General features: G+C 64.9%; 23 protein-coding genes and 1 riboswitch. Of the genes, 18 read left to right on the top strand and 5 right to left on the bottom strand.

The annotated features are described in order from the left end of the window. Positions 1-3 precede the first annotated feature (3 nt). The 6 genes from K226_RS0103510 to K226_RS0103485 all read left to right on the top strand — a co-directional run bounded on the left by K226_RS0103510 (position 4) and on the right by K226_RS0103485 (position 5,525). Positions 4-480, top strand: a complete 477-nt coding sequence (locus K226_RS0103510) for a ribonuclease P protein component (RefSeq protein ID WP_024813489.1) — start codon at positions 4-6, stop codon at positions 478-480. Next, on the top strand, positions 477-770 hold the full coding sequence (yidD, locus tag K226_RS0103505) for a membrane protein insertion efficiency factor YidD (protein ID WP_024813488.1): 294 nt from the start codon (positions 477-479) through the stop codon (positions 768-770). Before K226_RS0103510 ends, yidD begins: the two co-directional genes overlap by 4 nt. After that, positions 767-2,479 carry a membrane protein insertase YidC gene (gene yidC / locus K226_RS0103500; RefSeq protein WP_024813487.1) on the top strand — a complete coding sequence of 571 codons (1,713 nt, stop codon included), beginning with the start codon at positions 767-769 and terminating at the stop codon, positions 2,477-2,479. The genes yidD and yidC overlap by 4 nt, the downstream gene beginning before the upstream one ends. A 91-nt stretch (positions 2,480-2,570) precedes the next feature. Further along, complete coding sequence (mnmE, locus tag K226_RS0103495; protein WP_024813486.1) at positions 2,571-3,992, top strand: tRNA uridine-5-carboxymethylaminomethyl(34) synthesis GTPase MnmE; 1,422 nt, start codon at positions 2,571-2,573, stop codon at positions 3,990-3,992. A gap of 80 nt (positions 3,993-4,072) precedes the next feature. Next, the gene (locus tag K226_RS0103490) at positions 4,073-4,564 is read left to right on the top strand and encodes a Crp/Fnr family transcriptional regulator (protein ID WP_024813485.1); all 492 of its coding nucleotides are present in this window, start codon (positions 4,073-4,075) and stop codon (positions 4,562-4,564) included. 109 nt (positions 4,565-4,673) lie between these two features. After that, positions 4,674-5,525 (top strand): hypothetical protein, encoded by an 852-nt coding sequence (locus K226_RS0103485; RefSeq protein WP_024813484.1) that lies wholly within the window; start codon positions 4,674-4,676, stop codon positions 5,523-5,525. A 65-nt stretch (positions 5,526-5,590) separates the two neighbouring features. Here K226_RS0103485 and K226_RS0103480 read toward each other — a convergent pair whose 3' ends face one another. Continuing rightward, positions 5,591-6,145 carry an adenine phosphoribosyltransferase gene (locus K226_RS0103480; RefSeq protein ID WP_024813483.1) on the bottom strand — a complete coding sequence of 185 codons (555 nt, stop codon included), beginning with the start codon at positions 6,143-6,145 and terminating at the stop codon, positions 5,591-5,593. A gap of 219 nt (positions 6,146-6,364) precedes the next feature. On the opposite strand from K226_RS0103480, the gene K226_RS0103475 reads away from it, so the two are divergent. After that, positions 6,365-9,424: an EAL domain-containing protein gene (locus K226_RS0103475; protein ID WP_024813482.1), complete on the top strand. Its 3,060-nt coding sequence runs from the start codon at positions 6,365-6,367 to the stop codon at positions 9,422-9,424. A 122-nt stretch (positions 9,425-9,546) separates the two neighbouring features. On the opposite strand, the gene K226_RS0103470 is transcribed toward K226_RS0103475, so the two are convergent. Continuing rightward, entirely contained in the window at positions 9,547-11,532 is a 1,986-nt protein-coding gene (locus tag K226_RS0103470; protein WP_024813481.1) for a monovalent cation:proton antiporter-2 (CPA2) family protein, read from the bottom strand. Between the two features lie 48 nt (positions 11,533-11,580). Between K226_RS0103470 and K226_RS0103465 the strand changes: the two genes are divergently transcribed. Genes K226_RS0103465 through K226_RS0103450 form a run of 4 tightly spaced genes read left to right on the top strand, consistent with a single transcriptional unit; the run spans position 11,581 to position 14,580 of the window. Further along, positions 11,581-12,576: an SIS domain-containing protein gene (locus K226_RS0103465; protein ID WP_024813480.1), complete on the top strand. Its 996-nt coding sequence runs from the start codon at positions 11,581-11,583 to the stop codon at positions 12,574-12,576. Next, complete coding sequence (locus K226_RS0103460; protein ID WP_024813479.1) at positions 12,576-13,157, top strand: HAD family hydrolase; 582 nt, start codon at positions 12,576-12,578, stop codon at positions 13,155-13,157. Before K226_RS0103465 ends, K226_RS0103460 begins: the two co-directional genes overlap by 1 nt. Next, positions 13,154-13,771 carry an LPS export ABC transporter periplasmic protein LptC gene (gene lptC, locus K226_RS0103455; RefSeq protein ID WP_024813478.1) on the top strand — a complete coding sequence of 206 codons (618 nt, stop codon included), beginning with the start codon at positions 13,154-13,156 and terminating at the stop codon, positions 13,769-13,771. Before K226_RS0103460 ends, lptC begins: the two co-directional genes overlap by 4 nt. A gap of 26 nt (positions 13,772-13,797) precedes the next feature. Continuing rightward, complete coding sequence (locus tag K226_RS0103450; protein ID WP_024813477.1) at positions 13,798-14,580, top strand: SDR family oxidoreductase; 783 nt, start codon at positions 13,798-13,800, stop codon at positions 14,578-14,580. A 145-nt stretch (positions 14,581-14,725) separates the two neighbouring features. On the opposite strand, the gene K226_RS0103445 is transcribed toward K226_RS0103450, so the two are convergent. Both K226_RS0103445 and K226_RS0103440 read right to left on the bottom strand, forming a co-directional pair. Next, positions 14,726-15,280: an RNA-binding protein gene (locus tag K226_RS0103445; RefSeq protein WP_024813476.1), complete on the bottom strand. Its 555-nt coding sequence runs from the start codon at positions 15,278-15,280 to the stop codon at positions 14,726-14,728. Positions 15,281-15,545: 265 nt separating this feature from the next. Continuing rightward, positions 15,546-15,941, bottom strand: coding sequence for an RNA-binding protein (locus K226_RS0103440; RefSeq protein ID WP_024813475.1), 396 nt, complete (start codon positions 15,939-15,941; stop codon positions 15,546-15,548). Between the two features lie 248 nt (positions 15,942-16,189). Then, positions 16,190-16,373, top strand: a riboswitch (yybP-ykoY riboswitch). 20 nt (positions 16,374-16,393) lie between these two features. Here K226_RS0103440 and K226_RS0103435 point away from each other — a divergent pair. The 5 genes from K226_RS0103435 to K226_RS0103415 all read left to right on the top strand — a co-directional run bounded on the left by K226_RS0103435 (position 16,394) and on the right by K226_RS0103415 (position 21,724). Continuing rightward, positions 16,394-16,957: a TMEM165/GDT1 family protein gene (locus K226_RS0103435; protein WP_024813474.1), complete on the top strand. Its 564-nt coding sequence runs from the start codon at positions 16,394-16,396 to the stop codon at positions 16,955-16,957. A gap of 142 nt (positions 16,958-17,099) precedes the next feature. Further along, positions 17,100-18,227, top strand: coding sequence for a homoserine O-acetyltransferase (locus K226_RS0103430; RefSeq protein WP_024813473.1), 1,128 nt, complete (start codon positions 17,100-17,102; stop codon positions 18,225-18,227). After that, positions 18,224-18,808 (top strand): methionine biosynthesis protein MetW, encoded by a 585-nt coding sequence (gene metW, locus K226_RS0103425; RefSeq protein WP_024813472.1) that lies wholly within the window; start codon positions 18,224-18,226, stop codon positions 18,806-18,808. Before K226_RS0103430 ends, metW begins: the two co-directional genes overlap by 4 nt. Positions 18,809-19,236: 428 nt before the next feature. After that, positions 19,237-20,724 carry a M20 family metallopeptidase gene (locus tag K226_RS0103420; protein ID WP_024813471.1) on the top strand — a complete coding sequence of 496 codons (1,488 nt, stop codon included), beginning with the start codon at positions 19,237-19,239 and terminating at the stop codon, positions 20,722-20,724. 127 nt (positions 20,725-20,851) lie between these two features. After that, entirely contained in the window at positions 20,852-21,724 is an 873-nt protein-coding gene (locus K226_RS0103415) for an alpha/beta hydrolase (RefSeq protein WP_024813470.1), read from the top strand. Positions 21,725-21,895: 171 nt separating this feature from the next. On the opposite strand, the gene K226_RS0103410 is transcribed toward K226_RS0103415, so the two are convergent. Next, entirely contained in the window at positions 21,896-23,077 is a 1,182-nt protein-coding gene (locus K226_RS0103410) for an MFS transporter (RefSeq protein ID WP_024813469.1), read from the bottom strand. 210 nt (positions 23,078-23,287) lie between these two features. Between K226_RS0103410 and K226_RS0103405 the strand changes: the two genes are divergently transcribed. Together K226_RS0103405 and K226_RS0103400 are read left to right on the top strand one after the other, a co-directional pair. Further along, positions 23,288-24,331, top strand: coding sequence for a peptidase U32 family protein (locus K226_RS0103405; protein WP_024813468.1), 1,044 nt, complete (start codon positions 23,288-23,290; stop codon positions 24,329-24,331). An 8-nt stretch (positions 24,332-24,339) separates the two neighbouring features. Next, entirely contained in the window at positions 24,340-25,248 is a 909-nt protein-coding gene (locus K226_RS0103400; protein WP_024813467.1) for a U32 family peptidase, read from the top strand. The last annotated feature ends 176 nt before the right edge of the window (positions 25,249-25,424 follow it).

Genomic DNA, 25,424 nt, shown 5'->3' with positions numbered 1-25,424 from the left:
TGCGTGCAACGGTTGAAAACCCGTCCGCAGTTCCAAGCGGCCATGGCGGGAGGCACTGTCTCCCGCACTGCGCATTTTGCGCTGCACCGTCTGGTGCTGGACGCCAACAGCGCTGCTGCCGCAGTGAACCCCATTGCTTCCTCAGGGCCCGACTCCTTGCCATCTGTGCAAGGGTCGCAGGCCCTGTTTGCTGTGCATGAAGTCTGGCTGGGCGCCATGGTGCCCAAACGCTGGGCCAAGCGCGCTGTCACGCGCAACACCATCAAGCGGCAGATTTATGCCGTGGCGGACCTGTTCGAGGCCCGTTTGCCGCAGGCGGCCCATGTGGTGCGCCTGCGTGCCACGTTTGATCGCAAGCAGTTCGTCAGTGCCACGTCCGACCCGCTCAAGCTGGCCGTGCGGGCTGAACTGTTGCAGTTGTTTGGCCATGCGGCACGGCGTCCTGCCGTGGCGCCAGTGCCTGCGCAGGTGGCCCCATGATGCGTGCAGCACTCATGGGGCTGGTCAAGGGCTACCGGCTGTTCCTCAGCCCCTGGCTGGGCTCGTCCTGCCGGTTTGAGCCCACCTGCTCGGCCTATTCGCTGCAGGCGCTGGAGCAGCATGGTGCTGCGGCGGGCAGTTATCTCACGGTGCGCAGGCTGGTACGCTGCCATCCCTGGTGTGACGGGGGCCATGACCCGGTCCCGCAACAATTGCCGCGCAGCATGCGGCTTTTTTCGCGGCTTTCTCCTTCCAACACCCAACCATCCTCACCAAAGAAGTCTTCATGAACGACATTCGCCGCACCATCCTGTGGGTGATTTTTGGCTTTTCCATGGTTCTGCTGTGGGACAAATGGCAGCTGCACAACGGTAACAAGGCCACATTCTTCCCTTCCTCCAACCCCGCCGTGACGGAGACTGCGCCGGGCCCTGCTGGGGCAGCGACCACCGCCACGGGCGCGGCCAGCGTGCCTTCGCCCACCACGGCGCTTGCCGCGCCCGCGCAAGGCGCGGCTGCGGTGCCGGGCCGGCCCGCCCCCGCGGCGCCCGCCGCGCGTGAGCGCGTCGAGGTGACCACTGACGTGTACCGCCTGACGTTCGACAGCGAGGGTGGCTCGCTCACCCATGCCGAGCTGCTCAAGCATGTGGACATGGCGGACAAGAGCCGCAACTTCCTGCTGTTCGACGAAAGCGCCGCCCGGGTGTATGTGGCCCAGACCGGGTTGATCGGTGGCGCCTACCCCACCCACAAAACGGTGATGCAGGCCGTGCCGGGCCCGCGCGCGCTTCTGGACGGCGAAAACGAGTTGAGCGTGCGCTTTGAGTCGCCCGACCTCGGTGGCCTGAAGCTGGTCAAGACCTGGACGCTCAAGCGTGGCTCGTACGACATGGCCGTGGCCCATGAGGTAGTGAACACCGGCAGCACGGCTGTTTCGCCCCAGCTGTATCTGCAACTGGTGCGTGACGGCAACCCGCCTCCCGGAGAGTCGTCGTTCTATTCCACCTTCACCGGCCCTGCCGTCTACACCGACGCAAAGAAATACCAGAAGGTCGATTTCAAGAAGATCGAAGAAGGCAAGCCCGAGTTCGAAAAGACTGCCACCAATGGCTATGTGGCCATGGTGCAGCACTACTTTGCCAGTGCCTGGCTGCTGGGTGACGGCATCACGCGCGAACTCTTCATGCGCAAGGTGGACAGCAACCTGTACTCGGTGGGCATGATCACGCCCGTGGGCGAAATCGCGCCCGGCGCCAGCAAGACCGTGCAGGCGCAGCTGTTTGCCGGCCCGCAGGTCGAGACCAGCCTGGAAAAGCTCGCCCCCGGCCTGGAGCTCGTCAAGGACTACGGCTGGCTCACCATCCTGGCCAAGCCGCTGTACTGGCTGCTGGACCAGTTGCACAAGATTCTGGGCAACTGGGGCTGGTCCATCGTCGGCCTGGTGCTGCTGCTCAAGATATTGTTCTATTGGCTCAACGCCAAGGCCTACGCCAGCATGGCCAAGATGAAGGCCGTCAACCCCAAGATCATGGAGATGCGCGAGCGCCTGAAGGACAAGCCGCAGCAGATGCAGCAGGAGATGATGCGCATCTACCGCGAGGAAAAGGTCAACCCCATGGGCGGCTGCTTCCCCATCATGATCCAGATCCCCGTGTTCATTGCGCTGTACTGGGTGCTGCTGTCCAGCGTGGAGATGCGCAACGCGCCCTGGATCGGCTGGATCCACGACCTGTCCACGCCCGACCCTTACTTCATCCTGCCGCTCTTGATGACGGCCAGCTCGCTGCTGCAGACGGCGCTGAACCCCGCGCCACCTGACCCGATGCAGGCCAAGATGATGTGGTTCATGCCGCTGATTTTCAGCGTGATGTTCTTCTTCTTCCCGGCCGGCCTGGTGCTGTACTGGCTGACGAACAACATCCTGTCGATTGCGCAGCAGTGGATCATCAACACCCGCATGGGCGTGCCGCCGCAATTCAATTTGCCGAAGTTCAAGTGATGCTGCAGCGGCAACGCTGACATCCACGAACTGATCCCCGAAAGGCCGCGCAAGCGGCCTTTTTTCTGTCCACCTTGTAAAGTCCTTGCCCATGCTCGCCCGCCACCACGATCCCATCGCCGCCATCGCCACCGCCCCCGGACGCGGGGCTGTGGGTATCGTGCGCGTGTCGGGCAAGGGGCTGGGGGTGCTGGTGGAAGCCGTTTGTGGGCGCACCTTGCGCCCGCGCGAGGCCACTTACCTGCCCTTCCGTGATGCGGTGGGGCAACCCATTGACCAGGGGCTGGCGCTATTTTTCCCCGCGCCCCACTCCTACACCGGCGAAGACGTGCTGGAGCTGCAGGCCCATGGTGGGCCGGTGGTCTTGCAGCTACTGCTGGCGCGCTGCCTGGAGGCGGGCGCACAGGCGCACCCGGCCACAGGCCAACCCGCCCTGCCCGGCCTGCGCGTGGCCCAGCCGGGCGAATTCACCGAGCGTGCGTTTCTCAACGACAAGATCGACCTGGCGCAGGCCGAGGCGATTGCCGACCTGATCGACGCCTCTACCACTGCGGCGGCGCGCAGCGCCAGCCGCTCGCTCACGGGCGCTTTCTCGCACGAGATCCATGCACTGCGCGATGCGCTCATTCACCTGCGCATGCTGGTGGAAGCAACGCTCGACTTTCCTGAAGAAGAAATCGACTTCCTGCGCAAGGCAGACGCGCGCGGGCAGCTATCGAATTTGAAGCAAACGCTGTCGCAGGTAATGCAGCGGGCCCGCCAAGGCGCGCTGCTGCGCGAGGGCATCAAGGTGGTGATTGCCGGGCAGCCCAACGCCGGCAAAAGCTCGTTGCTCAACGCCTTGGCCGGCGCCGAGCTGGCCATCGTCACGCCCATTGCCGGAACCACGCGCGACAAGGTGCAGCAGACGATCCAGATCGAAGGCGTGCCCCTGCACATCATCGACACCGCCGGGCTGCGCGACAGCGATGACGAAGTGGAACGCATTGGCATCGCCCGCGCCTGGGACGAAATTGCCGGCGCCGATGCGGTGCTGTTCCTGCACGACCTCGCGCGCCGGGATGCGATGGACTACAGGGCAGCGGACGCAGTGATAGAGAGCACCCTGGCCGAAAAATTGCCTTCATCCGTGCCCGTCATCGACGTATGGAACAAGGTGGACTGCGTGCCGGGGGCTGCACAACCTGCGTCCGCAGGGCGGGCCGCCGTGCACCTGTCGGCCCGCACGGGCGAAGGGCTGGATGCCTTGCGCCGCATTTTGCTGGAGGTGGCGGGCTGGCAGTCGGCGCCAGAAGGCGTGTACATCGCTCGCGCCCGGCATGTGCAGGCGCTGCGCACCGTGCAGCAGCACTTGGAGGAGGCAGCGGCCCAGCTGGATGCCCTTGGCCCCGCACTGGACCTGTTGGCCGAAGAGCTGCGCCTGGCGCAGAACGCGCTGAGCAGCATCACCGGCGAATTTTCGTCCGACGACCTGCTGGGTGTCATCTTCTCCAGTTTTTGTATCGGCAAGTAACGGCATTGGCCGGCTTTTGTTGTAAACAGTCGTAAAGAATGCTTGTGCCTGCTCTGTTACAAGGTTAGCTTCAACAGACCATGAACGCCATTACACCCATCGCATCCAAAATCGATCTCACGGGCCTGCTGAGCGCCATCGCCCAGGCGGATGCAGACGACAGCATGTCCAATCCTCTGACGCCCGCACAGTGGGATACGGTTTCCGCCTACCTGCAGCCCTATGCCGTGCCAGCCGGCCATGTGCTGTTTTCCCAGGGTGCGACGGACAGAACGCTTTATCTGGTGGAGAGCGGCAGCCTGAGCGTGCACTACCAAGACGAGAAGGAGCGCCTGCGGCTGGCGATTGTGGGGCCGGGGTCGGTGGTGGGAGAAGGCGCCTTCTTTTCGATGCGCCCCCGCAGCGCCACGGTGCAGGCCAGCGCGCCGACCAAGCTGTGGACCCTGACGGCTTTGCGCTTTACCGAGCTGACCAACCGCCAGCCCGCCATTGCGCTGGGTCTGGCCATGGCCGCAGGGGCTGTGCTGGCGAAACGGCTGGGCAACCGCCGCCGCCGCGTTGCAGCTACCTGACACCGGGCGTTCTTCACGCTTTTTCCGGGTTCATTGGGAGGTGCTCGCGTGGGCGCGCCGGGTAAACTCAATTCGGATATTCACCGGTGCCTCCGCCAGAAAGCAAACCATGTCCCTGTTCAGTTGGTTTAGCCGCAAACCTTCACCGTCGAAACCCCGTTCGCCCATCGAACCCTCGGGCCTGCTCAACGCGGATGCCACGGTTCCGCTGGCGGTGGGACGCAATCCGGCCCTGGAACCCCGGCCCGTGGAGCACGCTGCCAACCGCAAGAATGAACGCATGGAGCGGCGCGAACTGCTCTACACCGTGGTGCGGGATGCCATGGTGCGTGCCGGGGTACTGTCGGCCAGTTACAAGTTCAAGGTGTTGTCGCTGGACCAGCGCGGCCGGCAGTTTCTGGTGATGATGGACCTGGCCCGCGAGTTTGGCGGAGAAACCGTGCGGCTCAGCGAGATCGAGGCGCTGATTGCCCAGACGGCCAAGGCCCGTTACGACATTCTGGTGACGGCGGTTTACTGGCGCATCAATGACCATGTAGCAGTGGGCATTCCGCAAAAAGGCATTGCCCCGCTGGGGGCCTCTCTGCCCGCAGCCGGTGTGCCTGTGCGGGCGGCTGCTCCCGTGGCTCCTTCGTTGCGCCCTGCCGCGTCGGTTGCCGCCGCAGCGCCCCCTGTGCGGCCAGCCCCCATTGCGCAGGCTCGCCCCGAGGCCGCTGCGGTGCGCCCTGCGCCGCGCTACGAACCCATCGAGGCCGACGAAGTAGCGGCATTCAAGCGCGCGCTGTCGGATGCCGCTGGCGCACGGGCAGCGCCTGCCGCGGCCAGCAAGCCGGGTGTCCCGTTGCGGTCGGGACCTTTGCTGCCACCCTCACGGCCGACCGGATTTGAAGACACCGTGATGCCCGGTGCGGATGGGGCCTCTCCGGACCTCAGCAGCACCCAATACGGCGACCTCAACTGAAATAGGCTGTGTCGGGCAGCGGCGCCCGACTGCACGCCTTTGCCGGCCCTGCGCTCAACCGGGGGTCAGTGCCCGGCGAAATCCACCAGGGTGTAAAGCGCAAGGCCGCTTTCGCGCAGGCGCTGTGATCCGCCCAGCTCCGGCAAATCGACAATGGCGGCGCCTTCGGTGACCGTGGCGCCCAGTTTTTCCAGAAGCTTCTTGCCAGCCATCATGGTGCCGCCGGTGGCAATCAGGTCGTCGATCAGCAGCACGCGGTCGCCTGGTTTGACGGCATCGGTGTGCAACTCTACGGTGGCGCTGCCGTATTCGAGTTCGTAGGTTTCTTCTACCGTGGTGAAAGGCAGCTTGCCTTTTTTGCGGATGGGCACAAACCCCACATTCAATTCGTAGGCAACCACTGCGCCCAGGATAAAGCCGCGTGCGTCCAGCCCGGCCACCACGTCGGGGCGCAGCGCGCGGTCCATGTAGCGGTGCACGAAGGCATCTATCAGGACGCGGAAAACCTTGGGGTCCTGGAGCAGGGGCGTGATGTCGCGAAACTGCACCCCCGGAGCGGGCCAGTCGGGGACCGTGCGGATGTGCTGGCGAAGGAAGTCGTTGACGCTGAGGGGCTGCATGGGATGGCGCGGTGTGGCAAGAAACAAAGAAGAAGGCGGCGAAGGCATGGTCTGCCATTGGGGGAGTGTAAGAGCCGCTTGCCGATCTGTTGAGGGGATGTGCGTGCCAGAAACACCTATCAGCGCTGCCCCCGTCCACCCCATAATGGGTAAATGTTGTTTCTCCCTGTTCCGCGGGCGGCGTTTGGTCTACCTGCGGTCCGCGCATCGGATTGACCCATGCCCATCTCAGTCCTCTTGATCGATGATGATTGTGCCCACGCGCAGGCAGTGGTGGGTGTGCTGGTCGATCCCTGGCTGGACTGGACGGTCGAGGTGGCGCCTTCGCTGGCCCACGCCCGCCCTGTGCTGTCCCGCCAGCAGACCGATGTGGTGCTGACGGTGCGGCGCGTGGTGGATGGCACTGCCTTTGACGTGCTGGAACTGCTTGACAACGTGCCCGCCCTGCTCATCGTGCCGGAGGGAGAAGAGGCGCAGGCGGCACACGCCATGCGGCATGGCTTCTGTGACTTTCTCGTGCAGACCCCGCAGCGGGACCATCTGCTGGCGCTTCCGGCGCAGATTCAGGCGGTGCTGGAACGCAGCACGGGCGCCCGGGCGCGCCAGAGCGCCGAGGCCATGCTGGCACGCCAGCACCGCTTGCTGCAGGCCATCACACAAGCCCAGACCATCTTCATTGCCGGCTCGTCGCCTCGCGCCGCGTTTGAGGCGGTGCTGCAGGAATTGATGGCGCTCACCGGCAGCGCGTTCGGGCTGGTGGGGCAGGTGCAGCACAAGCCCGAGGGGCAGCCATTCTTGCGCGTGCATGCCATGACCGACATCAGCTGGGATGTCGCTTCGCGCGCCCAATATGCGCAGCATGCCCAGGAGGGAATGGTCTTTGACAACCTGCACACCCTGATGGGTGCGGTGCTTTTGACGGGTGAGCCCGTCATCAGCAATGACCCCGGCACCGATCAGCGCAGCACCGGGGTGCCGCCGGGGCATCCCGCCCTTGAAAGCTATCTGGGCCTGCCCATCCATGCCGCAGGGGCGTTTGTCGCCATGGTCGGGCTGGCCAACCGCCCCGGCGGGTATTCGCAGGCAGATGTGCAATTTCTGCAGCCGTTGCTCAACACGGTGGGGCATCTGGAGCTGGCCCGCCGGGCCGAGCTGGCGCGCAGCGAAGTCGAGTCCCAGCTGGCGCGCACCAGTGCGCTGCTGGCCGAAAAAACCCGTGCGCTGGAAGGCACGCTGGCCAGCGTTTCCCAGGGCATCACCAGCGTGGATGCCACCGGGCACATCCGTGTCTACAACCGGCGTTATCTTGAACTGCTGGATTTGCCCGAAGAACTGCTCGCAACGCAGCCGACCGTGGAAGAGGTGGTGCGGTTTCAGACTGGGCGGGGTGATTTCGGACCCGGGTTCGAGTTGATCGAGCCGTCCGCACGGGCGTATGTGGCATCGGATCACTCGTGGCGCGCAGATGGCCCCAGCGTGCCCGAAACCTATATCCGCAAAACACGCGCGGGGCGGTTTCTGGAGGTGCGCACACGGCTTCTCGAGGCCGGTGGGCGCGTGCGCACTTTTTCCGATGTGACCGATTACCTGGGCACACTGCAGGCGCTGCGGGAGAGCGAGGCGCGCTGGCGCAGCCTTACCCATCTTTCTTCGGACTGGTACTGGGAGCAGGATGCCGACTTCCGGTTTGTCCGGTTCGACGGCAGCGCAGAGCGTGATCGGGATATCCCGGATGAATCGCAATACGGCCTGACCCGCTGGGAACTGCCCGACGCCGTGGTGGCGCCCGGGCAATGGAGCAAGCACCGCCAGCAGCTGCAGGCCCATGAGGTCTTTCATGACTTCGAGATGCGGCGCACCAGCAGCGACGGCACGCCCATCTGGGTATCCATCAGTGGCGAACCCATCTTTGATGCCGAAGGCCGGTTTACCGGGTATCGCGGCATTGCACGCAATATCACCCAACGCAAGAAGGCCGAGGCCGAGATTGAGCGGCTCGCGTTTTATGACGAGCTCACAGGGCTTCCCAATCGCCGGCTGTTGCTGGACCGGCTCGCGCAGGCGGCCCAACTGTGCGCGCGCGAAGAGTGCCACGGCGCCCTGCTGTTTCTGGACCTGGACAACTTCAAGGCCATCAACGACACGTTCGGTCACGAATGGGGAGACCGCCTGCTGGTTCAGGTGGCGGAGCGCTTGCAGGCCGGTGTGCGGTCTGTGGACACCGTGGCCCGCCTCGGGGGTGATGAGTTTGTGCTGATTCTCCAGCACCTGCACAGCGTGGAGCCTGAGGCCGCCGTCGAGGCCGAAGCGATTGCCCAGAAGGTCATCGCATCGCTGAACGAACCTTTTCAGGTGGACAAACGCGAGATTCACAGCACGCCGAGCATCGGTATCGCACTGTTTCGGGACGCGCAGCAGTCGGTGCACGAATTGCTTCAGCGTGCGGACCTGGCCATGTACCAGGCCAAGGTCCAGGGGCGCAATACGCTGTGCTTCTTTGACCCCGCCATGCAGGCCGCCGCCAGCGCGCGGTCGGCGCTGGAGGGGGATATCCGGCTGGCGCTGCAGCGCAACGAGTTTCTGCTGCACTACCAGCCGGTGGTGAACGAGCAGGGCGAGGTGATGGGCGCAGAGGCACTGGTGCGCTGGATGCATCCGCAGCGCGGCATGGTTTCGCCCGGCGAGTTCATTCCGCTGGCCGAGCAGACCGGGCTGATCCTGCCGTTGGGGCGGCTGGTCATGCGGCTGGCATGTGAACAGTTGGCGCTGTGGGCGGCCATACCCCGCACCGCTGGCTGGAGCGTGTCGGTGAACGTCAGCGCCAAGGAGTTCCGGCACCCCCATTTTGTGCCGCAGGTGCTGGAAATCTTGCAAGAGTCTGGCGCCGACCCGAGTCGGCTGAAGGTGGAGCTGACCGAAAGCCTGATGCTGCACGACGTGGAGGACAGCATCCTCAAGATGCAGGCCCTGCGCACCCTGGGTGTGGGCTTTTCGCTGGACGATTTTGGTACGGGCTATTCATCGCTGGGCTACCTCAAGCGCCTGCCGCTCGACCAGCTCAAGATCGACCAGAGTTTTGTGCGCGACGTGCTCACCGACCCCAACGACGCGGCCATTGCCTGCACCATTGTGGCGCTGGCCCATAGCCTGGGGCTGAAGGTGGTGGCAGAGGGGGTCGAGACCCCGGGGCAGCTCGATTTTTTATTGCGCAACGGCTGCCGCAGTTTTCAGGGATATCTTTTCGGACGTCCAGGGCCTGTTGAGTCGCTATATAAATAATAGCTATAGGCGCTTGTTGGATAAGCGTTTGACCGTATTTCTTCAAAATTATTGCTGACCGCTGCAATGGATACCCCCCCCGGCCTGGGACGCCGTGCTGCGCCTCATGGGGAGGTGCCTTGTTACCCCTGCAGCAGCTTGTCCTCGGCCAGCGCCAGTGCGGCCGGGTGCCCCGAGAGGACCAGTGTGTCCCCCGCCGCCAGCAGCGCTTCGGCCACGGCGGCACTCGGGTGGCCGTCGCCCCGCCGCAAATTGACCACCCGCACGCCCATGGCGGGCAACGCCAGCCCACCCAGCGGCTGGCCAATGACCTTGGCCCCTACCGGCAGGGTGACGGTAGACAGGCGCTCCTGGTCGCGCTCGTTCACGGTGTCGTCGTCGGCCCCATGGAAGTAGCCGCGCAGCAGGTTGTAGCGTGCATCGCGCTGGTCCTGCACCAGCCGCAAGACCCGGCGCATGGGCACGCCCACCAGCGCCAGCGCGTGGCTGGCCAGCATGAGCGAGCCTTCGATGGCTTCGGGCACCACCTCGGCCGCACCGGCGGCCTGCAGCTTGTCCAGGTGCAGATCATCTTGTGTGCGCACCACCACGGGCACATGCGGCGCATGGGCGCGCGTGTTGGCCAGCACCTTGAGCGCCGACGGCACATCCAGGTAGGTCACGGCCACCGCGCTGGCGCGCACCAATCCAGCTGCCATCAGCGCCTGAAGGCGTGTGGCATCCCCATAGACCACGGAGTTTCCGGCAGCGGCGGCCTGGCGCACGCGGTCGGGGTCCAGGTCCAGCGCCATGTAGGGAATGCCCTCGCGTTCCAGCATCCGGGCCAGGTTTTGCCCGCAACGGCCAAAACCACAAATGATCACGTGTTTGCTGGTGTTGATGGACTTGCGTGCGATGGTGGTCATCTGCAGTGACTGCTGCAGCCAGTCACTCGCCACCAGCTTCATCACGATGCGATTGCTGTACATGATGAGAAACGGCGTGGCCAGCATCGACAGCACCATGGCCGCCAAAATGGGGTTCATGAGTGCTGGCTGCACCAGCCCGTTCTCCAGCGTGAGCGACAGCAGCACAAAGCCGAACTCGCCCGCCTGCGCCAGATACAGGCCGGTGCGCAAGGCCACCCCGGTGGTGGCGCCCATGCTGCGCGCCAGTGCCAGGATGAGCACCAGCTTGAGCAGCAGCGGCACCGTGATCAGCACCAGCACCAGCGCCCAGCGGTCCACCAGAATGTGCCAGTCCAGCATCATGCCGATGGTGATGAAAAACAGGCCCAGCAGCACGTCATGAAACGGGCGGATGTCGGTGCCCACCTGGTGCCGGTATTCGGTCTCCGAGACCAGCACCCCCGCAATGAAGGCGCCCAGCGCCAGGCTCAGGCCCGCCAGCTCGGTCAGCCACGCCAGCCCCAGCGTGATCAGCAGCAGGTTCAGCATGAACAGCTCGTCGCTCTTGCGCCGGGCCACCTGCGTGAGCCACCAGCGCATCAGGCGCTGGCCGCCCGTGAGCAGCAGGCCCACCAGCACGGCGGCCTTGAGCAGCGCCAGCCCCAGGGCCGTCAGCAGGCGGTCGGGCGACGAGCTGAGCGCCGGAATCAGAATCAGCAGGGGCACCACCGCAAGGTCCTGGAACAGCAGGATGCCCATCACGCGGCGGCCATGTTCGCTTTCGAGCTCGGAGCGCTCGGCCATCAGCTTGACGACGATGGCCGTGCTGCTCATGGCCAGCACGCCCGACAGCGCCAGCGCCGACTGCCAGCCCATCTCCCACACACCACCCACCAGGTGCGCCAGCGCCAGCGCCAGCCCCGTGACCACCAGCATGCTCAGCACCACCTGCGCCAGCCCCAGGCCAAACACCTGGCGGCGCATGGCGCGCAGCTTGGGCAGGCTGAACTCCAGCCCGATGGCAAACATCAGGAATACCACCCCGAACTCGCCCAGATGGCGCACACCCTCCGAGTTCTGGGCCAGTGCCAGCGCATGGGGCCCGATCAGCACGCCCGCAGCAAGATACCCCAGCATCGGCGGCAGTTTGAGGCTGCGGCACACCACCACGCCCAACACCGCGGCCAGTAGGTAAAGCAAGGTCAGCGCGAGTGAGGACATCTACCAATGCTATCCGAGCCCATGCACCCCGGTCGATAGAATCCGCGCATGACTCCCGCCACCCATTCCACTCTTGATCCGGATCAGGCCCTGCACCTGGCGCGGGAAACGTTTGACATCGAGGCGTCTGCCCTGAGGGGGTTGGCTGCCCGCGTGGATGCCCGGTTTGTGCAGGCGGTGCAGCGGGTTTTGCAGACCACCGGGCGCGTGGTGGTCATGGGAATGGGCAAGAGCGGCCATATCGGACGCAAGATTGCGGCCACGCTGGCATCCACCGGCACGCCGGCTTTTTTTGTGCACCCCGCCGAGGCCAGCCACGGTGATCTGGGCATGGTGACCGGCCAGGATCTGGTGCTGGCCATCTCCAACAGCGGCGAAAGTGGCGAACTCACGGCGCTGCTGCCGGTGCTCAAGCGTCTGGGCGTGCCCCTGATCGCCATGACGGGCGGGCTGAACTCCACCTTGGCCCGCCACGCAGACCTCACGCTCGACTGCAGCGTGGAGCGCGAGGCCTGCCCGATGAACCTGGCACCCACGGCCAGCACCACCGCCCAGCTGGCGATGGGCGATGCCCTGGCCGTGGTCCTGCTCGATGCGCGGGGTTTTCGGCCGGAGGACTTTGCCCGTTCGCATCCCGGCGGCGCCCTGGGCCGCAAACTGCTGACGCATGTGAGCGATGTCATGCGTTCCGGCGATGCCGTCCCTCGCGTCTTGCCCGAAGCTTCTTTCAGCGAACTGATGCGGGAAATGAGTGCCAAGGGACTGGGCTCCGCCGCAGTGGTGGATGGCGCGGGGCAGGTGCTGGGTATCTTTACCGACGGCGATTTGCGCCGCCGCATCGAAGCGGGCGCCGACCTGCGCACGGCCACGGCCGCCCAGGTCATGCACGCCACGCCCCGCCGCATTGCACCCGACGCCCTGGCGGTCAATGCCGCCGAAATGATGGAGACCCACGGCATCACCAGCGTGCTGGTGGTGGGCGCGAACGGAACGCTGGAAGGCGTGGTCCATATCCGCGACCTGATGCGGGCCAAGGTGATCTGATGAGCGCCATCCCCCCTTCATTTTCAGCAGCCGACAGCAGCCCGGCGCTCAGCTTCGATCCCGTGCTGCTGCTGCAGGCCCAGGGCGTGCGCGTGGCCTTTTTCGATGTGGACGGGGTGCTGACCGACGGCGGCCTGTATTTCAGCGAAGCGGGCGAAACGCTCAAGCGCTTCAACACCCTGGACGGTCACGGCCTGAAGTTGCTGCAGAAGGCCGGCATCACCCCGGCCGTGATCACTGGCCGCGATTCGGCCCCGTTGCGCCTGCGCCTGAAGGCGCTGGGTGTCGAGCATGCCGTGTTCGGCACCGAAGACAAGCGCCCCGCGGCCGAGCAGATGCTGGCGAGCCTGGGGCTTTCATGGTCGCAGGCGGCTGCCATGGGTGACGACTGGCCCGATCTGCCCGTCATGCGCCGCTGCGCCCTGGCCTGCGCCCCCGCCAATGCCCATGTGGAAGCGCGCCATGCAGCGCACCACACCACCGTGGCGCGTGGCGGTGAAGGGGCTGCGCGCGAGTTCTGTGATCTGCTGCTGGTGGCCAGTGGCCGCTATGCAGCCTTGCTGGCGGACTACACGCAATGACTCCCGTGCTGCGCCAAGGCTGGGAAAAGTTTTCACTTTACCTCCCGATCATCCTCATGGGGATGCTCGCGCTGGGCACCTGGTGGCTGGTGCGCAATGCCCCCGCGCCCATTGCCGCAGCGGCCGGGCCCAGCAATCCACACCAGCCCGACTATTTCATGAAGCTCTTTTCGGTCAAGAGCTTTGATGCCACGGGGCGGATGCAAAGCGAAATCAAGGGCGAGATGGGGCGGCATTATCCCGACACGGACACCCTGGAGGTCGACAAAGTCCACATGCGATCGGTGACGCCGCAGGGTCTTGTGACCCTGGCCACGGCCGATCGCGCCCTGAGCAACGCCGATGGCTCGGAAGTGCAGTTGTTTGGCAATGCGGTGGTCACGCGCGAGGCGATACCGGGAGGCGCTGGCACGGCGCAACCGCGCCTGGAGTTCCGTGGTGAATTCCTGCACGCCTTCACACAAACCGAGCGTGTGCGGTCAGACCAGCCGGTCGTCCTCATCCGTGGCAACGACCGGTTCACGGCCGACGCCATGGAATACGACCACCTTGACCAGGTGCTGCAATTGCGCGGGCGTGTGCGTGGCATTCTGATGCCTGCTGCGTCGCGATAAGTCGCGCACAGCGCCGAAGCCGCCCCATGACTGCACCACTCGTCTTCATTACCGGCGCCTCCAGTGGAATCGGCCAGGCGCTGGCCCTGCGTTTTCATCGGCAAGGCTATCGCCTGGCGCTGGTGGCGCGGCGCACATCTGAGATTAAATCATGGGCTAGCGCCCAACAGATAAGCGCTGATAGCTATGAAATTTATAGTGCGGATGTATCCGTGCCCGTAAGCATCATGGCGGCGGGCCAGGATTGCAAGGCACGCCAGGGGCTGCCCGATGTGGTGATTGCCAACGCCGGCATCAGTGTGGGCATGGACACCGCCATTGGCGCAGATATTGAGGTCATGGCGCGCACCTTTGCCACCAACACTATCGGCATGGCGGCCACCTTCCAGCCGTTTGTGGACGGCATGGTGCAACGCCGGTCCGGCACCCTGGTGGGTATTGCCAGCGTGGCGGGAGTTCGAGGCTTGCCCGGGCATGGGGCCTACTGCGCCAGCAAAGCGGCGGTCATCAGCTATTGCGAGAGCCTGCGTGGCGAAATGCGCCCGCATGGGGTGCGTGTGGTCACCCTCTCGCCCGGCTATATCGACACGCCGCTCACCCGCCAGAACCGCTACGCCATGCCGTTCCTGATGCAGGCCGATGAATTTGCAGACCGTGCTTTCAACGCCATTGCCGCAGGTGCACGCCACCGGGTCATTCCCTGGCAGATGGGCATCGTCGCCGGGCTGCTGCGCATGCTACCGAACGCGCTGTTCGACCAATTGTTGGCAGGCCGCCCGCGCAAGCACCGCCAGGGTGAGGTGCAATAGCCCGAAGGGCGGGGTCAAGCCTGTCATGCGATGGCGTGCCGGGTGCCGACATTTTTTCAACAAGGCAGCCTGATTTTTCCAAACCCTTGGCCATGAAAAAAGCCCCCGAAGGGGCTTGTCTCAAGAAAACCTGTGGGTGAGTGGTTTAGTAGCCGTTGCCGCCACCGTAGCCACCACCGCCGCCGCTGCGGCCACCGCTGCCGCCGCCATTGCGTGAACCCGTGCCATAGGGGCTGCGAAAGCCGCCTTCACTGCGACCGCCGCCACCATAGCCGCCACCATCACCTCGGCCACCACCTCCATAGCCACCGCCGCCGCCTTCACGGCCACCTCCGTATCCACCGCCGCCACCGCCGCCATAGCCGCCTCCACCACCACTGCGGCCTCCGCCACCGTACCCACCACCGCCGCCACCGCCACCAAACCCACCGCCACTGCGGGGCGGACGGGGCTCCATGGGGCGCGCTTCGTTGACGACGATACCGCGGCCTCCCAACGGCTGGCCGTTCATGCCCTGAATGGCAGCCTGCGCCTCGGCATCGCTGCCCATTTCGACGAAGCCAAAGCCTTTGGATCGACCGGTGTCGCGCTCCATCATGACCTTGGCGCTCGTCACTGAGCCAAATTGGCCAAAAGCCTGCTCCAGATCGCTGTCACGTACCGAGTACGGCAGGTTGCCCACATACAGTTTGTTGCCCATCACGGGACTCCTCAAAAACACATGGAAAAAGCGATGGAGTCCAGAAAACGCAACCAGCTAATCTCAATGACGCCCTATGCGCGAAACTGACGGATCACCGCAAACTTGAAGGCGAGAAAACCCCGCAGCGGCAATTTTTCTCATAGTTCTTGTAAAAAGGCAAGTGCCTTTGGCTGTTGTGGCAGCAATGCTGCAGCCATAAAAAAAGGAGCCCAAAGGCTCCTTGTTTTGCCGGCAGCAGGTGCAAGCACCTGCCTTGACGGTCTTAGTAGCTGCTACGGCCACCGCCGTAACCACCACCACCGCCGCCACCGCTGCGGCCACCGCCGTAACCACCACCGCCGCCGCCACCACCGTAGCCGCCGCCACCACCGCTGCCGCCGCCGAAGCCGCCGCTACGTGGAGCGCGTGGCTCCATGGGACGGGCTTCGTTGACCACGAGGTCACGGCCGCCGAAGTTGGTGCCATGCACGCCTTGGATGGCAGCCTGGGCTTCAGCATCGCTGCCCATTTCGACAAAGCCGAAACCCTTGGAGCGGCCGGTGTCGCGCTCCATCATGACCTTGGCGCTGCCGACCGAGCCGTACTGGCTGAATGTCTGCTGCAGGTCTTCGTCGCGGAAGGAATAGGGCAGATTGCCCACGTAAAGTTTGTTGCCCATGAAGGACTCCTAGAAAAACATGAAAACGCGATGGGAGTCCGACGCAATCAACAAACCTGTGACGACTTCAAAGACGCGAAACTGACCAATCACCGCTAACTTAACTACTTTCCTGCATTGCAGAAAAGCGAAGCCATTATTAATCACTTTTCTGCGCCGCGTGGATATTTATTTCCAAGGGGGTTTTTTGAAGGCAGGCAGCGTTGTCGGTGATGCCAGCGCGACCCGTGAACGCGTTGCACTAAAATCGCCCGGTCTTTGGGGAGTAGCCCGTCCGGCCGCACGCAGCGCCGGGGGCATGCGTCAACACACTTGGGCTCTCACAGCCTATGGCGCATGCGGCTTGCAATGAGCTGGGCGAGACCATTGACTGCATGCCGATCCATTGGCCGGAGTTGGCGTGCAGTCAATGCGTTCACCACCCATCCGGCCGGATTGGATAACCCCTCCCCATGGAAGCCTTTTTTGTTTCTACCGCCATCGTCGCCCTTGCCGAGATGGGTGACAAGACCCAGTTGCTGGCGCTGGTGCTGGCCGCGCGTTTCCGAAAGCCCTGGCCCATCGTTCTGGGCATTCTGGTCGCCACGCTGGCCAACCACGGGCTGGCGGGTGCCGTGGGCGCCTGGGTGACCGCGGTGGTGGGGCCGCAGGTGCTGCGCTGGATATTGGGCGCTTCGTTCATCGCCATGGCGGTGTGGATGCTGATTCCGGACAAGCTCGATGAAGGCGATGCCGACGGCGCGCCGCGCTGGGGCGTTTTTGGGACGACGCTGGTGGCCTTTTTCCTGGCCGAGATGGGTGACAAGACGCAGATTGCTACCGTCATGCTGGCGGCGCAATACAACGCCTATCTGTGGGTGGTGGCTGGAACCACGCTGGGCATGATGCTGGCCAATGCGCCCGTGGTCTGGCTGGGCGACCGCATCACACGCCTGGTGCCCATTCGTGTGGTGCACGGTGTGTCCGCGGTCATTTTTCTGGTCCTTGGGCTGGTGGCGATCTTTGCGCCGGTGTGACCGTGCGGGGTGGCCGCAAGGCGACCTTTTGGTATATTTGCGCTACGCGCCGATTTGCTACAGCTTGCGGGCGCTTTATAAATTCTGCTAAAGACCCGTCCGACACTGCCCGGCCTCGTTTTTAGCGATGCCGGGTTTTTTTATGTCGTTCATTGCCACGCCCCAGACCATGCATTTTCCGGAGGTGCTGCCGCTGCAAAGCGGCGCCTCCATCCGCGATTACCACCTCGCTTTCGAGACCTACGGCCAACTCAATGCCGACCGCTCCAATGCCGTGCTGGTGTGCCACGCGCTCAACGCCTCGCACCACGTGGCCGGTGTGTACGAAGGCCAGGACAAGAGCGAAGGCTGGTGGGACAACATGATCGGCCCGGGAAAGCCGGTGGACACCAACCGCTTCTTTGTCATCGGCGTGAACAACCTGGGCTCGTGCTTCGGCTCCACCGGCCCGATGCACCTGCACCCCGACACCGGCGAGGTCTACGGCGCGGATTTCCCCGTGGTCACGGTGGAAGACTGGGTCCACGCCCAAGCCCGCCTGCTCGACCGCCTGGGCATTACGCAACTCGCCGCCGTGCTCGGCGGCAGCCTGGGGGGCATGCAGGCCCTCTCGTGGACGCTGCAATACCCCGAACGCGTGCGCCATGCCGTGGTGGTGGCCAGCGCACCCAACCTCACGGCCGAGAACATCGCCTTCAACGAGGTGGCGCGCCGCGCCATCGTCACCGACCCCGACTTCCACGGTGGACACTTTTACCGCCACAGCGTGATCCCCAAGCGCGGCCTGCGCATCGCCCGCATGATCGGCCACATCACGTACCTGAGCGACGACGTGATGAACGAAAAGTTCGGTCGCCAGCTCAGAGAGGGTCTGGATCTCAAATACTCTACACAGGACATCGAATTCCAGATCGAGAGCTACTTGCGCTACCAAGGCGACAAGTTCAGCGAATACTTCGACGCCAACACCTACCTGCTCATCACACGTGCGCTCGACTACTTCGACCCCGCGCGCGCCTTTGGTGGCGACCTCACCCAGGCCCTGGCGCGCGCCACGGCCAAATTTCTGCTGGTTAGCTTCACCACCGACTGGCGCTTTTCGCCCAAGCGCTCGCGCGAGATCGTCAAGGCGCTGCTCGACAACCGCCGCAGCGTGAGCTACGCGGAGATCGATGCACCCCACGGGCACGATGCCTTTTTGCTCGATGACGCCCGCTACATGGGTGTCGTAAGCTCATATTTCGATAGCATTTCAAAGGAGCTGGCATGACCGAGAAAGCCACCATGGAAGCCCTGGCGCGCCTGGTGCCCGAAGGCTCGCGCGTGCTTGACCTGGGCTGCGGCGACGGCAGCATGCTCGACTACCTGCAGCGCAGCAGGGGTTGCAGTGGCTACGGCATCGAGATTGCCGATGCCAACGTGCTGGCCTGTGTGCGCCGGGGCGTCAACGTCATCCAGCTCAACCTCGACGAAGGCCTGGCCATGTTTGGCGACAACTCATTCGACGTGGTGCTGCAGATCGACACCCTGCAGCACCTTCGCAACGCCGAAGTCATGCTGCGCGAAACCGCGCGCGTGGGCCGCACCGGCATCGTCGCGTTCCCCAACTTCGCGCACTGGCCCAACCGCCTGTCGGTGCTGCGCGGGCGCATGCCGGTCACGCGCCGCCTGCCCTACCAGTGGTATGACACGCCCAATATCCGTGTGGGCACCTACAAGGACTTTGAGGTGCTCGCGCTCAAAAACCAGCTGCGGATGATTGATTCGTTCGGCCTGCAGAACGGGCGCGCGGTCCGTTGGTGTCCCAACGCACGGGCGGGCACGGCGGTGTTTCATTTCGAGCACGCCTGAGCGCCACGACGGGGCAAATTCTGACAGGATTTTTTGCTATATAAATAATAGCTATTGACGCTTTCTGGATAAGCGCAAGAGCCATTTTTGTCCCAATATCCGTAGGGCATGTATCCAAAGCGTCGGCGCCACTGCACTGTTGCGCGACTTCGCGAATGCCGCGCTGAAGAAAAGTGCCTGCCCTGGCGGGCCATGGAGCCTTGTCTGGCACGCAGCGGCTTTCCCGATGGCGATCGGTGTCATGGGCCTTGCTGCAGCGAGTGAGCGCCGACAGCGGTATCGCGTGGCGCAGGGGGCCGACGCGCCATTGGGCCGCGGTAGGCTGAGGGATCAATCCGGGGCCGTCCCAGGCGTCTCCCCGTGAACCGTGGCGCCCGAGGGCGCGTTGTGGTCGAATGCGGTTTTCGAATTGCCGCTGGAGCCCGCCCATGAACGCCCGAGTCCCCTCCCAAATCCTTCAACCTGCGCTGGCACTGGAGCGGGTCGGCCAGGCGTGGGATGACGACATCCTGCGCCAGCTCACCGAATACATCGCCATTCCGGCCAAGTCGCCCACCTTTGCCCCCGACTGGGCGCAGCTGGGTCTGCTCGATACCGTGGTGCGCAATGCTGCCACCTGGGTCGAGGCGCAAAAAGTGGCCGGTCTGCGCCTGGAGGTCGTGCGCCTGCCCGGCCGCACACCGGTGCTCTTCTTCGAGATCGAGTCCACCGAGGCCGCCGCCACCCAGACGGTGCTGATGTATGGCCACCTCGACAAGCAACCCGAGTTTTCCGGCTGGCGCAGCGACCTGGGCCCCTGGACGCCCAAATACGAAGACGGCAAGCTTTACGGACGCGGCGGTGCCGACGATGGCTACGCCGTGTATGCCAGCATTGCCGCCGTGCAGGAACTCAAGCGCCAGAACGTGCCGCACCCGCGCATCGTCGGCCTCATCGAAACCTGCGAGGAAAGCGGCTCGCGCGATTTGCTGCCCTACATCGACGCCCTCCGCACCCGCCTGGGCGATGTGGGGCTGGTGATCTGCCTGGACAGCGGCGCCGGTAACTACGACCAGCTGTGGCTCACCACCAGCCTGCGCGGCATGGCCAGCGGCACGCTGAAGGTCGAGATCCTCACCGAAGGCATCCACTCGGGCGATGCTTCGGGCCTGGTGCCGTCGTCGTTTCGCATCATGCGCCAGGTGCTCGACCGGCTCGAAGACAGCGCCACTGGCCGCCTGCTGCCCGCCAGCTTCCATTGCGAAGTGCCCGCCGCCCGCCTTGCCCAGGCCCGCGCCACGGCCACCATCCTGGGAGAAGAGGTGTACAAGCGCTTTCCCTGGGCGCACTACGACTGCGGTGGCTCCACCCAATTTGCGCTGCCCACCACCACCGACCCGCTGCGGGCACTGCTCAAGCGCACCTGGGAGCCCACGCTCAGCGTCACCGGCGCCGAAGGCTTTCCTGCGCTGCAGGACGCCGGCAACGTGCTTCGCCCCTACACGGCCTTCAAGCTCAGCCTGCGCCTGCCTCCGCTGGTGGATGCCGCCCAGGCCGTGCAAGAGCTCAAAACCCTGCTCGAAGACAACGCGCCCTACCAGGCCCGGGTCACGTTCGACGGCGGTGGCGGCGCAACGGGCTGGAACGCCCCGGCCACCACACCGTGGTTTGAGCAGGCGCTCAACGCGGCCTCGCAGGCCCATTTCGGCGCGCCGTGCGGCTACATCGGCCAGGGCGGCACCATCCCGCTGATGAACATGCTCAGCGAAGGCTTTCCCAAGGCCCAGATGATGGTGTGCGGCGTGCTCGGCCCCAAGAGCAACGCCCATGGCCCCAACGAGTTTTTGCATGTGCCCTATGCCAAGCGCCTCACCGCCTCGGTGGCGCAGGTGATCGGCGCCATGGCACAGCAGGCCGCATCGGAGCCCGCCGTCTGAACCGCTGGCAGGGCAGCGCGCGCAGCGCTGGCCCCGACGCTCAAGCTTTCCCCGCAATCTGCGGGTTTTTTCACCGTTACGCGTGCGGTCCATGTGGCCCGCGCTGCCCTCAAACCTTGCCCGACCCATGTCTGACACCGTTGTTTCCACCTTGAGCACCCTGACCACCTTCACCGCGGCAGATGGCGAGAACCTGGCGGTCCAGGACTGGCCGCTGTTGGAGGGCGCATCCCGCGGCACCGTGCTGCTGGTGCATGGCCTGGGCGAGCATGTGGGGCGTTACGACGATGTGGCACGGCGCCTCAATGCCTGGGGCTTTGCCGTGCGGGGCTATGACCAGTATGGCCATGGCGAGTCGGGCGGTCCGCGCGGCGGCTTGACCAGCGCGATGCGCCTGCTGGATGATCTGGCGGACATCGTGGATGCCACCCGGGCCCGCATGGCGCCCGGCCAGCCGCTGGTGCTGCTGGGCCACAGCATGGGGGGGCTGGTCGCGGCGCGGTTCGTGTCGATGCACCTGCGGCCGGTGGATGCGCTGGTGCTCTCGTCGCCCGCGCTGGACCCGGGCCTCAATGCCGTGCAAAAGCTGCTGCTGGCCACGCTGCCGCGCATCTTGCCCAACCTGCGCGTGGGCAACGGGCTCGATGCGCAATACCTTTCGCACGACCCGGCCGTGGTGGCCGCCTACCTGGCAGATCCGCTGTGCCACGACCGCATCAGCGCCCGCCTGGCCCGGTTCATCGCCGACGGCGGCCCCGCCACCGTGGCGCGTGCCGCGCACTGGAGCGTGCCCACCCTGCTGATGTGGGCCGGTGCAGACAAGCTGGTCAACCCCGCTGGCAGCCGGGCGTTTGCTGCGGCGGCGCCCCGGGGCGTGGTGCAGTCGCATGGCTTTGAGCCTTTGTTCCATGAGCTGTTCAACGAAAGCCCCGAACTGGCCGACCCGGTGTTTGCCCTGTTGCGCCAGTGGCTGCTGCAGCACTGCCCCGCCGTGGATTGACAGGATGCGGCGGGTTGGCCGGATTTTGTTAAAAACAGGCTATAGCCCTTGCGTGTAAAGCGCCAATAGCTATTTTATTGATAGCAATCAATGCAAATGGCGGTCGGCGGTTCGTGGCCCAGCGCCCGGAGCGCGGTGTTGGCGCGTTCACCCACCGCCGGGTTCTGGCCCTCAGGCGGCCTGCACCCGGCGCCGGTGCAACGCCAGCCACAGCAAGGCTGCCCCAGTGATCGCAATGGGCGCCAGCGAGCCGTAGTTGAGCAGCGTCCAGCCCTGCGTGGTGACCAGCACGCCCGAAAACAGTGAGCTCACCGCCAGCGTGGCAAATACGCAGAAGTTCAGGGCCGCCTGGGCGCGGTCCTTTTCTTCGGGGCGGTAGGCCGTCATGGCCAGCGCGGTGCTGCCGGTGAACAGAAAATTCCAGCCCACCCCCAGCATGAACAGCGCAATGCCAAAGTGGTGCAGCTCCACCCCCATCAGCGCCACGGCCACACAGGCCAGGTTCAGCAGCACGCCCGCCCCCATGATGGGCAGCATGCCATAGCGCTTGATGAGGTGGCCCGTGAAGAAGCCCGGCGCAAACATGCCGATCACATGCCACTCCAGCACCAGCGCCGCGTCATCAAAAGCGAAGCCGCACACCTGCATGGCCAGCGGGGTCGCGGCCATCAGCAGGTTCATCACGCCATAGCCCAGGGCGGCGCCCAGCACGGCCACGAGGAAGGCAGGCTGCCGCATCAGCTCAGGCAAGGGCCGGCCACGGGCGGGCTGGCCCGCCGCGTTGAGCACCTGCGGCGGCGCCTCGAAACGGATGGCGGCCATGCACGCCATGGCCAGCAGCGCCACCGCCATCAGCGCCACATAGGCGCCCGCAAACGCTGCGGGAAATAGCGTGCGCGTGGCGCTGGCCAGGTTGGGGCCGGCAATGGCGCCCAGCAGGCCACCGGCCAGCACCAGTGAAACGGCCTTTTCCCGGTAATCGGTGGCTGCCAGTTCGGCCGCCGCAAAGCGATAAAGCTGGCCGTTGGCACTGTAGTAACCCGCCACCAGCGTGGCCGTGCACAGCACCCAGAAATTGGCAGTGAAGGCCGCCCAGGCGCACAGCGCCGCTGACGCCACCGCCACGGCCAGCCCGATCTGGAACGACACCTGCCGCCCCCAGCTCGCTTGGCTGCGCGCCACCAGCGGGGTGGACAGCGCACCGCCCACCACATAGGCCATCACGGGCAGCGTGGCCATCCAGCCAAACGGTGCCAGCTGCAGGCCCACCAGGCCGTTGATGCCGATGAAAACGACGTTGTTGGTCAGGAAAAGGCCCTGGCAGAGGGCCAGCAGCCACAGGTTTTTGTTCACGGCGGGAGGGCGATGGAGAGGGGGTGGATGAAGGGGCTCAGCACGGCAGTGTCGGCGGCACCGGGGCATGGCCTGCATCAAAGTCCGACTGCGTTTGTCTGGCATTGTGCGCTGCAATTGACTCAGATCAGCCCCCACCCGGCCCTGGACCGGTAATGTGGCCACCAGTGCCGTGGCTCCAAGCCCGGAGCCGGCTATTGATTGCTTGTGATGGAATCCCTGAACCCGATTGCGGCGCCCCCTGCGGCGTCTGGCTTTGAACTTGTCTGCCCCGCTGGCAGCCTGCCCGCCCTGAAGGCGGCGGTGGACAACGGCGCAAGCTGCGTCTATCTGGGCCTGCGCGACGCCACCAACGCGCGCAACTTCGCCGGGCTCAACTTCGACGAAGCAGCCATCGCCAACGGCATCCGGTACGCGCACGAGCGCGGCTGCAAGGTCTTCATGGCGCTCAACACCTACCCGCAGGCCGCCAACCCCGCGCCGTGGCGTGCGGCCATGGACAAGGCCGTGGACATGGGGGTGGACGCCGTCATCCTGGCCGACCCCGGTCTCATGCAATACGGCGCGCAGCACCACCCCAAGCTGCGCCTGCACCTGTCGGTGCAGGGTTCGGCCACCAGTGCCGACGCCATCAACTTCTACCGCGAGCAGTTCGGCATCGTGCGCGCGGTGCTGCCGCGCGTGCTGTCGATGGAGCAGGTGCAGCGCGTGATCGACGCCACCCCGGTGGAGATCGAGGTGTTCGGCTTCGGCAGCCTGTGCGTGATGGTCGAGGGGCGCTGCGCCCTGTCGTCCTACGTGACGGGCGAGTCGCCCAACACCCACGGAGTGTGCTCGCCCGCCAAGTCGGTGCGCTGGCAGGAAACGCCCAAGGGGCTCGAATCGCGCCTGGGCGGTGTGCTCATCGACCGCTACGCCCCCGGCGAAAACGCGGGCTACCCCACGCTGTGCAAGGGGCGCTTTGACGTGGGCGAGGACGAAAACTACTACGCCATCGAAGAACCCACCAGCCTCAATACCCTCGAACTGCTGCCAAAACTCATCAAGATGGGCGTTCGCGCCGTCAAGATCGAAGGCCGCCAGCGCAGCCCCGCCTATGTGGCGCAGGTTACCAAGGTGTGGCGCGACGCCATCGACAACTGCCTGGCCGACCCGCTGCGCTACGCCCCCAAGACCGCCTGGATGGCCAGCCTCGACCAGGTGGCCGAAGGCCAGCAGCACACCCTGGGCGCCTACCACCGCCCCTGGAAATGACGAACATGATCAAGCTCTCTTTGGGTGCGCCGCAGTACTACTGGCCGCGCCAGACCTATTTCGACTTCTACGAGGCCATGGCGGCGTCGCCGGTGGACATCGTTTACCTGGGTGAAACCGTGTGCTCGCGCCGCAAGGAGCTGCGCCTCTCGGACTGGCTCGACATCGCCGACCTGATGCGCTCTGCTGGCAAGGAGGCCGTGCTGTCCACCCAGGTGCTGCTCGAATCGGGCGTGGAAGTCAGCACCATGCACAAGGTGACGGCCAACCCCGATTACCTCATCGAGGCCAACGACATGGGCGCCGTGCAGCGCCTGTCGGGCAAGCGCCCTTTTGTGGGTGGCCTGCACCTGAACATTTACAACCAGCCCTCGCTGCAGTGGCTGGCCCAGTTGGGCGCCACGCGCTGGGTGGCACCGCTGGAGATGAAGCACGAAGACCTCTCCGCCCTGATCCAGAACGGCCCGCAAAACCTGCAGACCGAGGTGTTTGCCTATGGCCGCATGGCGCTGGCGTTTTCGGCGCGTTGCTTTACCGCGCGCCAGCGCAACCTGCCCAAGGACGACTGCCAGTTCAGCTGCCTGGACCACCCCGACGGCCTGATGCTCAAGACCCGCGAGAGCGAGGAGTTCTTGGTGCTCAACGGCATCCAGACGCAGTCGGCCCGCGTGCACAACCTGATTGACGAACTGCCGCGCATGCAGCGCATGGGCGTGGCCGTGGCGCGCATCAGCCCCCAGGCGCAGCACACGGGCGAGATCGTGGCCCTGTTTGACGCCGTGCGCAAAGGCAGCCTGGCCCCGCGCGATGCCCGCGCCCAGCTTCAGCCGCTCATGCCTGAGCAAAGCTGCAACGGCTACTGGCATGGCCGTCCCGGCCTGGACCTGGTCGAGTCCGAGGCCTTGGCAGCGGCCTGAACGCCATGGCCGGCCTGCTCCCCCGTCACCGCAGCGGCGCCAGCAAGCGCCGGGCTGGCGGCTTTGGTTTGCGGGCAACGCTGAACGAGTCCCTCGCGCGCAGCGCATCTCCGGGGGGTGTTCAGCGTCTTTTTATTGTAAAAATAGCCTCTATCGCTCTACGATATTGGATTTAT

Source organism: Acidovorax sp. JHL-3 (assembly GCF_000526295.1).
In the GTDB taxonomy this organism is placed as follows: domain Bacteria; phylum Pseudomonadota; class Gammaproteobacteria; order Burkholderiales; family Burkholderiaceae_C; genus Acidovorax; species Acidovorax defluvii.
This window is presented reverse-complemented; position numbering and strand designations above follow the sequence as displayed.